The following is a 6526-nucleotide window of genomic DNA, read 5'->3' as shown; positions in this document are numbered from 1 at the left end:
TCAAGACCATCGCAATGGAAGACGGTCTGCGCTTCGCTATCCGTGAAGGCGGTCGTACCGTCGGCGCCGGCGTCGTGGCCAAAATCATCGAGTAATCACTCGACCGATTGAAAAAGGCCTCCGCTCAGCGGGGGCTTTTTTTATTGGGTTGACACTAAATTGGGGCGTCTATAGAATCACGCCTCCTTTTAGCGGGCGTAGTGCGTCCGTTGGGAACAGCCTGGAGTCTGAAATCCAATGCAAAATCAGCAAATCCGTATCAGGTTGAAGGCTTTCGACCATCGCCTGATCGACCAATCCACCCAGGAAATCGTGGAAACCGCGAAACGTACTGGTGCACAAGTGCGTGGTCCGATTCCACTGCCTACCCGCAAAGAGCGTTTCACCGTTCTGGTCTCCCCGCACGTCAACAAAGACGCGCGTGACCAGTACGAGATTCGCACTCATAAGCGTGTTCTGGACATCGTCCAGCCAACGGATAAAACCGTTGACGCGCTGATGAAGCTTGATCTGGCGGCAGGTGTGGAAGTTCAGATCAGCCTCGGCTAAGACTTCGGTCTAGTCGTGTAACGCTCTGAAATGGGCGGCCATAGCGGGTGAAAGCCCCGTACACTCATGAGGTTTACAACATGACTATTGGTGTAATCGGTCGCAAATGCGGTATGACCCGCATTTTCACCGAAGAAGGTGTCTCCATTCCGGTCACGGTCATTGAGATCGAGCCGAATCGCGTCACCCAGTTCAAAACTGAGGAAACCGATGGCTACCGTGCAGTGCAAGTCACTGTCGGCGAGCGTCGTGCTTCGCGTGTGACTGCCGCTCAGGCAGGCCACTTCGCCAAAGCTAACGTTGCCGCTGGTCGCGGTGTTTGGGAGTTCCGTCTTGAAGAAGGCGATTTCCAGGCTGGCGATCTGATCAAAGCTGAACTCTTCACTGCAGGCCAGCTGGTAGACGTTACTGGTCAGTCCAAAGGTAAAGGCTTCGCCGGTACCATCAAGCGCTGGAACTTCCGTGGTCAGGACAACACCCACGGTAACTCCGTGTCGCACCGTGTGCCTGGTTCCATCGGCCAGTGCCAGACTCCTGGTCGTGTGTTCAAGGGCAAGAAAATGTCCGGTCACATGGGCGCCGAGCGCGTGACTGTTCAGTCCCTGGAAGTAGTTCGCGTAGACGCTGAACGCAACCTGCTGCTCGTCAAGGGTGCCGTTCCTGGCGCTACTGGCGGCGACGTGGTTGTACGTCCAGCTGTCAAGGCTCGCGGTTAAGGGGAAACTGACATGCAACTCAATGTAAATGACGCTCAGGCGATCGAAGTTTCCGAACTGACTTTCGGTGGCGAATTCAACGAGACGCTGGTACACCAAGCAGTCGTGGCCTACATGGCCGGCGGCCGTCAGGGCACCAAGCAGCAAAAGACCCGTTCCGACGTGGCTGGTGGCGGTAAGCGCCCATGGCGTCAGAAGGGTACTGGCCGTGCTCGTGCTGGTACCACTCGTGGTCCGATCTGGCGTGGCGGTGGTGTAACCTTCGCAGCTCGCCCTCAAGATCACTCGCAAAAGCTCAACAAGAAGATGTATCGCGCAGCTCTGCGCTCCATCCTCGCTGAGCTGGTGCGTAGCGACCGTCTGGTCGTGGTTCAGGACTTCGCTGTTGAAGCACCGAAAACCAAAGATCTGCTGAACAAGCTGAACGGCATGGGTCTGAGCGACGTACTGATCGTTTCCGACGCTGTTGATCAGAACCTGTACCTGGCTGCTCGCAACCTGCCGCACGTCGACGTACGTGACGTACAAGGTTCCGACCCGGTCAGTCTGATCGCATACGAGAAAGTGTTGATCACTGTCTCGGCCGTGAAGAAATTCGAGGAGCTGCTGGGATGAACCAGGAACGCGTATTTAAAGTCCTCCTTGGCCCGCACGTTTCCGAGAAGGCTACCGTTCTGGCTGAGAAAAAAGGCCAGTTCGTATTCAAGGTTGCTACCGATGCAACCAAGCTGGAAATCAAGAAAGCTGTCGAAGGCCTGTTCAACGTAAAAGTTGAAAACGTGTCGACTGTTAACGTTCTGGGTAAAACCAAGCGTACCGCACGTGGTCTGGGCAAGCGTAATGACTGGAAGAAGGCGATCGTCTCCCTTCAGTCAGGCCAAGATCTCGATTTCAGCAGCAGTGCTGAGTAAGGAAGGGGTGCATCATGGCAATCGTTAAATGCAAACCGACTTCCCCTGGCCGCCGTTTCGTGGTCAAGGTGGTCAACAAGGAGCTGCACAAAGGCGCTCCTCACGCACCGCTGCTCGAGAAGAAATCGAAGTCTGGTGGTCGTAACAACAATGGCCGCATTACCACTCGTCACGTTGGTGGTGGTCATAAGCAGCATTACCGTCTGGTTGACTTCCGTCGCAACGACAAAGATGGCATTCCAGCCACTGTCGAGCGTATCGAATACGACCCGAACCGTACTGCTCACATCGCCCTGCTGTGCTACGCAGACGGTGAGCGTCGCTACATCATCGCCCCTAAAGGCGTGAGCGCTGGCGACCAGCTGATCGCAGGTGCCCTGGCCCCAATCAAGGCCGGTAACTCCCTGCAGCTGCGCAACATCCCAGTAGGTAGCACCATTCACGGCGTCGAACTGAAGCCGGGTAAAGGTGCTCAGATCGCTCGTTCCGCTGGTGCTTCGGCTCAGCTGATCGCTCGTGACGGCGTATACGTGACTCTGCGTCTGCGTTCCGGTGAAATGCGTAAAGTACTGGCTGAGTGCCGTGCGACCCTGGGCGAAGTCTCGAACTCCGAGCACAGCCTGCGTTCGCTGGGTAAAGCGGGTGCCAAACGCTGGCGCGGCGTTCGCCCAACCGTTCGTGGTGTTGCCATGAACCCGGTTGACCACCCACATGGTGGTGGTGAAGGTCGTACCTCCGGTGGTCGTCATCCGGTATCGCCATGGGGCTTCCCAACCAAGGGTGCTAAAACCCGTGGTAATAAGCGTACCGACAACATGATCGTCCGTCGTCGCAAGTAACTAGAGGGATACGACAGTGCCACGTTCTCTGAAAAAAGGTCCTTTTATCGATCTTCACCTGTTGAAGAAGGTCGAAGTGGCGGTGGAGAAGAACGATCGCAAGCCAGTTAAAACCTGGTCGCGTCGCTCGATGATCCTGCCACAAATGGTCGGTCTGACCATCGCGGTTCACAACGGTCGCCAGCATGTTCCAGTTCTCGTGAACGAAGACATGGTCGGCCACAAACTGGGCGAGTTCGCCGGTACCCGCACCTATCGCGGGCACGTGGCTGACAAGAAAGCCAAGCGTTAAGGGGTAAGGAAATGGAAGTAGCCGCTAAGTTGTCGGGCGCTCGCATCTCCGCCCAGAAAGCCCGCTTGGTCGCCGACCAGATCCGCGGGAAGAAGGTGGGCGAAGCGCTCAACCTGTTGGCCTTCAGCAGCAAAAAAGCCGCTGAAATCATGAAGAAAGTCCTCGAGTCGGCCGTAGCCAACGCCGAACACAACGAAGGCGCAGACGTTGATGACCTGAAGGTCTCCACCGTCTTCGTCAACGAAGGGCGTTCGCTGAAGCGTATCATGCCACGTGCCAAAGGCCGTGCTGATCGCATCGTCAAGCGGTCTTGCCATATCACTGTCAAGGTTGCGGACAAGTAACGGAGTCGATCAGATGGGTCAGAAAGTACATCCCACTGGCATTCGCCTGGGAATCGTCAAGGAGCACACCTCCGTCTGGTACGCAGACGGTGCTACTTACGCAGATTACCTGTTGAAGGATCTGAAAACGCGTGAGTACCTCCAAGACAAACTAAAAAGCGCGTCCGTAAGCCGTATCGATATTCATCGTCCGGCTCAAACTGCACGCATCACCATCCACACCGCTCGTCCCGGTATCGTTATCGGTAAGAAAGGTGAAGATGTTGAGAAGCTGCGTCAGGACCTGACCAAGCAGATGGGTGTGCCTGTGCACATCAACATCGAAGAGATCCGCAAGCCGGAACTCGACGCTATGCTGGTTGCGCAGAGCGTAGCTCAGCAGCTGGAACGCCGCGTAATGTTCCGTCGCGCCATGAAGCGCGCCGTACAGAACGCCATGCGTATTGGTGCCAAGGGCATCAAGATCCAGGTGAGCGGTCGTCTCGGCGGTGCCGAGATTGCTCGTACCGAGTGGTATCGCGAAGGTCGTGTGCCTCTGCACACCCTGCGTGCCGATATCGACTACAACACCTACGAAGCTCACACCACTTACGGTGTGATCGGTGTGAAGGTTTGGATCTTCAAAGGCGAAGTTATTGGTGGTCGCCAAGAAGAACTGAAACCACAAGCACCAGCGCCTCGTAAAAAAGCTGCTAAGTAAGGGGTACGCCAAATGTTGCAACCAAAGCGTACAAAATTCCGCAAGCAGATGACCGGCCACAACCGTGGTCTGGCACTGCGCGGTAGCAAGGTCAGCTTCGGCGAATTCGCCCTGAAAGCTGTTGCTCGCGGTCGCCTCACCGCTCGCCAGATCGAGTCCGCACGTCGTGCGCTGACCCGTCACGTTAAACGTGGCGGCAAGATCTGGATCCGTGTGTTCCCGGACAAGCCGATCTCCAAGAAGCCTCTCGAGGTTCGTATGGGTAAAGGTAAGGGCTCCGTGGAATACTGGGTTGCCCAGATCCAGCCAGGCAAAGTCCTGTACGAGATCGAGGGTGTTTCTGAAGAGCTGGCGCGCGAAGCTTTCGCCCTGGCTGCTGCAAAGCTGCCTCTCGCCACCTCCTTTGTTAAGCGGACGGTGATGTGATGAAAGCGAATGAACTTCGTGAAAAATCGGCACAGCAGCTGAACGAGCAACTGCTCGGCTTGCTGCGTGACCAGTTCAATCTGCGTATGCAGAAAGCAACTGGCCAGTTGGGGCAGTCGCACCTGCTCTCGCAAGTTAAGCGTGACATCGCTCGCGTGAAAACTGTGCTCAACCAGCAGGCAGGTAAGTGATCATGGCTGAAGCTGAAAAAACCGTCCGTACGCTGACTGGCCGTGTCGTCAGCGACAAAATGGACAAGACCATCACCGTTCTGATCGAGCGTCGCGTAAAGCACCCGATCTACGGTAAATACGTTAAGCGTTCGACTAAGCTGCACGCGCACGACGAAACCAACCAGTGCAAGATCGGCGACAAGGTTTCGATTACCGAAACCCGTCCGCTGGCCAAGACCAAGTCCTGGGCACTGGTTGAAGTCCTCGAACGCGCTGTTGAAGTCTAAGGGCTAGGGGTCGGAGAAATTTTATGATTCAGACTCAATCCATGCTCGATGTGGCCGATAACAGCGGCGCTCGTCGCGTCATGTGCATCAAGGTGCTCGGCGGCTCGCACCGTCGTTACGCCGGCATCGGTGACATCATCAAGGTTACTGTCAAGGAAGCAATTCCGCGCGGTAAGGTCAAAAAAGGCCAAGTGATGACCGCTGTTGTCGTGCGCACCCGTCACGGTGTTCGTCGCGCTGACGGTTCCATCATTCGTTTCGACGGCAACGCTGCTGTTCTGCTGAACAACAAGCAAGAGCCGATCGGCACTCGCATCTTCGGGCCAGTGACCCGTGAACTTCGTACTGAGAAGTTCATGAAGATCGTCTCGCTCGCCCCTGAAGTGCTGTAAGGAGATCCGACATGCAAAAGATTCGTCGTGACGACGAGATCATCGTGATCGCCGGCAAAGACAAAGGTAAGCGCGGTAAGGTGCTGAAGGTTCTGGCTGATGACCGTCTGGTCATCGGTGGCGTGAACCTGGTCAAGCGTCATACCAAGCCTAACCCGATGGCGGGCGTTCAGGGCGGTATCGTCGAGAAAGAAGCGCCTCTGCACGCTTCCAACGTTGCCATCTTCAACGGCGAAACCAACAAGGCTGACCGCGTTGGTTTCAAAGTAGAAGACGGTAAGAAAATTCGTGTCTTCAAGTCGACCCAAAAAGCGGTTGATGCTTGAACACTGCTAGGTAGAAGACCATGGCACGACTGAAAGAGATTTACCGGAACGAAATCGCTCCTAAGCTTAAGGAAGAACTTAAGCTGTCGAACGTGATGGAAGTTCCGCGCGTTACCAAAATCACCCTGAACATGGGTCTGGGCGAAGCGATCGGCGACAAAAAAGTCATCGAGCACGCAGTAGCTGACCTGGAAAAGATCACCGGTCAAAAGCCGGTCGTGACTTTCGCTCGTAAATCCATCGCTGGCTTCAAAGTCCGCGAAGGATGGCCGATCGGTGTCAAGGTGACCCTGCGTAGCGACAAGATGTACGAATTCCTGGACCGCCTGCTGGCGATCTCCCTGCCTCGGGTTCGCGACTTCCGCGGCCTGAATGCCAAGTCCTTCGATGGCCGTGGCAACTACAGCATGGGCGTGAAAGAGCAGATCATCTTCCCGGAAATCGATTACGACAAGATCGATGCTCTGCGCGGTTTGGACATCACCCTGACCACCACTGCTCGTTCGGACGACGAAGGCCGCGCTCTGCTGCGTGCTTTCAAGTTCCCGTTCCGCAACTGATTGGAGTAGGA

General features: G+C 55.7%; 15 protein-coding genes. All 15 read left to right on the top strand.

What is annotated here, in order from left to right; all coding sequences use genetic code 11:
- Positions 1 to 95: EF-Tu C-terminal domain-related protein (locus tag ACK1VC_RS24495; protein ID WP_449118062.1), on the top strand; the 95-nt coding region annotated here is incomplete at its 5' end.
- A gap of 142 nt (positions 96 to 237) precedes the next feature.
- Positions 238 to 549 carry a 30S ribosomal protein S10 gene (gene rpsJ, locus ACK1VC_RS24490; RefSeq protein ID WP_003186070.1) on the top strand — a complete coding sequence of 104 codons (312 nt, stop codon included), beginning with the start codon at positions 238 to 240 and terminating at the stop codon, positions 547 to 549.
- Positions 550 to 629: 80 nt separating this feature from the next.
- Entirely contained in the window at positions 630 to 1265 is a 636-nt protein-coding gene (gene rplC, locus ACK1VC_RS24485) for a 50S ribosomal protein L3 (RefSeq protein WP_003257089.1), read from the top strand.
- Positions 1266 to 1277: 12 nt separating this feature from the next.
- Complete coding sequence (gene rplD, locus ACK1VC_RS24480) at positions 1278 to 1880, top strand: 50S ribosomal protein L4 (RefSeq protein ID WP_003255485.1); 603 nt, start codon at positions 1278 to 1280, stop codon at positions 1878 to 1880.
- On the top strand, positions 1877 to 2176 hold the full coding sequence (rplW, locus tag ACK1VC_RS24475) for a 50S ribosomal protein L23 (RefSeq protein ID WP_449118060.1): 300 nt from the start codon (positions 1877 to 1879) through the stop codon (positions 2174 to 2176). Before rplD ends, rplW begins: the two co-directional genes overlap by 4 nt.
- A gap of 14 nt (positions 2177 to 2190) precedes the next feature.
- Positions 2191 to 3015, top strand: a complete 825-nt coding sequence (gene rplB, locus ACK1VC_RS24470; protein WP_008089816.1) for a 50S ribosomal protein L2 — start codon at positions 2191 to 2193, stop codon at positions 3013 to 3015.
- Between the two features lie 16 nt (positions 3016 to 3031).
- Entirely contained in the window at positions 3032 to 3307 is a 276-nt protein-coding gene (rpsS, locus tag ACK1VC_RS24465; RefSeq protein WP_003255482.1) for a 30S ribosomal protein S19, read from the top strand.
- A gap of 11 nt (positions 3308 to 3318) precedes the next feature.
- On the top strand, positions 3319 to 3651 hold the full coding sequence (rplV, locus tag ACK1VC_RS24460) for a 50S ribosomal protein L22 (RefSeq protein WP_003103908.1): 333 nt from the start codon (positions 3319 to 3321) through the stop codon (positions 3649 to 3651).
- 13 nt (positions 3652 to 3664) lie between these two features.
- Positions 3665 to 4351 (top strand): 30S ribosomal protein S3, encoded by a 687-nt coding sequence (rpsC, locus tag ACK1VC_RS24455; RefSeq protein ID WP_003255481.1) that lies wholly within the window; start codon positions 3665 to 3667, stop codon positions 4349 to 4351.
- Between the two features lie 12 nt (positions 4352 to 4363).
- Positions 4364 to 4777 carry a 50S ribosomal protein L16 gene (rplP, locus tag ACK1VC_RS24450; RefSeq protein WP_003255479.1) on the top strand — a complete coding sequence of 138 codons (414 nt, stop codon included), beginning with the start codon at positions 4364 to 4366 and terminating at the stop codon, positions 4775 to 4777.
- Positions 4777 to 4968: a 50S ribosomal protein L29 gene (rpmC, locus tag ACK1VC_RS24445; RefSeq protein WP_002555481.1), complete on the top strand. Its 192-nt coding sequence runs from the start codon at positions 4777 to 4779 to the stop codon at positions 4966 to 4968. The genes rplP and rpmC overlap by 1 nt, the downstream gene beginning before the upstream one ends.
- A 2-nt stretch (positions 4969 to 4970) precedes the next feature.
- Positions 4971 to 5237 carry a 30S ribosomal protein S17 gene (rpsQ, locus tag ACK1VC_RS24440; protein ID WP_023534981.1) on the top strand — a complete coding sequence of 89 codons (267 nt, stop codon included), beginning with the start codon at positions 4971 to 4973 and terminating at the stop codon, positions 5235 to 5237.
- A gap of 23 nt (positions 5238 to 5260) precedes the next feature.
- Positions 5261 to 5629, top strand: a complete 369-nt coding sequence (gene rplN / locus ACK1VC_RS24435; RefSeq protein ID WP_002555479.1) for a 50S ribosomal protein L14 — start codon at positions 5261 to 5263, stop codon at positions 5627 to 5629.
- A gap of 11 nt (positions 5630 to 5640) precedes the next feature.
- A complete protein-coding gene (rplX, locus tag ACK1VC_RS24430) occupies positions 5641 to 5955 on the top strand; it encodes a 50S ribosomal protein L24 (RefSeq protein ID WP_003255476.1) in 315 nt (104 codons plus the stop codon).
- A 20-nt stretch (positions 5956 to 5975) separates the two neighbouring features.
- Positions 5976 to 6515, top strand: a complete 540-nt coding sequence (gene rplE / locus ACK1VC_RS24425; protein ID WP_003255474.1) for a 50S ribosomal protein L5 — start codon at positions 5976 to 5978, stop codon at positions 6513 to 6515.
- Positions 6516 to 6526: the final 11 nt, after the last annotated feature.

It is taken from the genome of Pseudomonas sp. XP2 (assembly GCF_053557975.1).
This window is presented reverse-complemented; position numbering and strand designations above follow the sequence as displayed.

Excerpts from the sequence above, each read along its gene's own strand:
- rplC (WP_003257089.1), top strand. The coding sequence starts at position 630 with ATGACTATTGGTGTAATCGGTCGCAAATGCGGTATGACCCGCATTTTC.
- rplD (WP_003255485.1), top strand. The coding sequence starts at position 1,278 with ATGCAACTCAATGTAAATGACGCTCAGGCGATCGAAGTTTCCGAACTG.
- rplV (WP_003103908.1), top strand. The coding sequence starts at position 3,319 with ATGGAAGTAGCCGCTAAGTTGTCGGGCGCTCGCATCTCCGCCCAGAAA.
- rplN (WP_002555479.1), top strand. The coding sequence starts at position 5,261 with ATGATTCAGACTCAATCCATGCTCGATGTGGCCGATAACAGCGGCGCT.
- rplE (WP_003255474.1), top strand. The coding sequence starts at position 5,976 with ATGGCACGACTGAAAGAGATTTACCGGAACGAAATCGCTCCTAAGCTT.
- rplX (WP_003255476.1), top strand. The coding sequence starts at position 5,641 with ATGCAAAAGATTCGTCGTGACGACGAGATCATCGTGATCGCCGGCAAA.
- rpmC (WP_002555481.1), top strand. The coding sequence starts at position 4,777 with ATGAAAGCGAATGAACTTCGTGAAAAATCGGCACAGCAGCTGAACGAG.
- rplW (WP_449118060.1), top strand. The coding sequence starts at position 1,877 with ATGAACCAGGAACGCGTATTTAAAGTCCTCCTTGGCCCGCACGTTTCC.
- rplP (WP_003255479.1), top strand. The coding sequence starts at position 4,364 with ATGTTGCAACCAAAGCGTACAAAATTCCGCAAGCAGATGACCGGCCAC.
- rpsQ (WP_023534981.1), top strand. The coding sequence starts at position 4,971 with ATGGCTGAAGCTGAAAAAACCGTCCGTACGCTGACTGGCCGTGTCGTC.
- rplB (WP_008089816.1), top strand. The coding sequence starts at position 2,191 with ATGGCAATCGTTAAATGCAAACCGACTTCCCCTGGCCGCCGTTTCGTG.
- rpsC (WP_003255481.1), top strand. The coding sequence starts at position 3,665 with ATGGGTCAGAAAGTACATCCCACTGGCATTCGCCTGGGAATCGTCAAG.
- rpsJ (WP_003186070.1), top strand. The coding sequence starts at position 238 with ATGCAAAATCAGCAAATCCGTATCAGGTTGAAGGCTTTCGACCATCGC.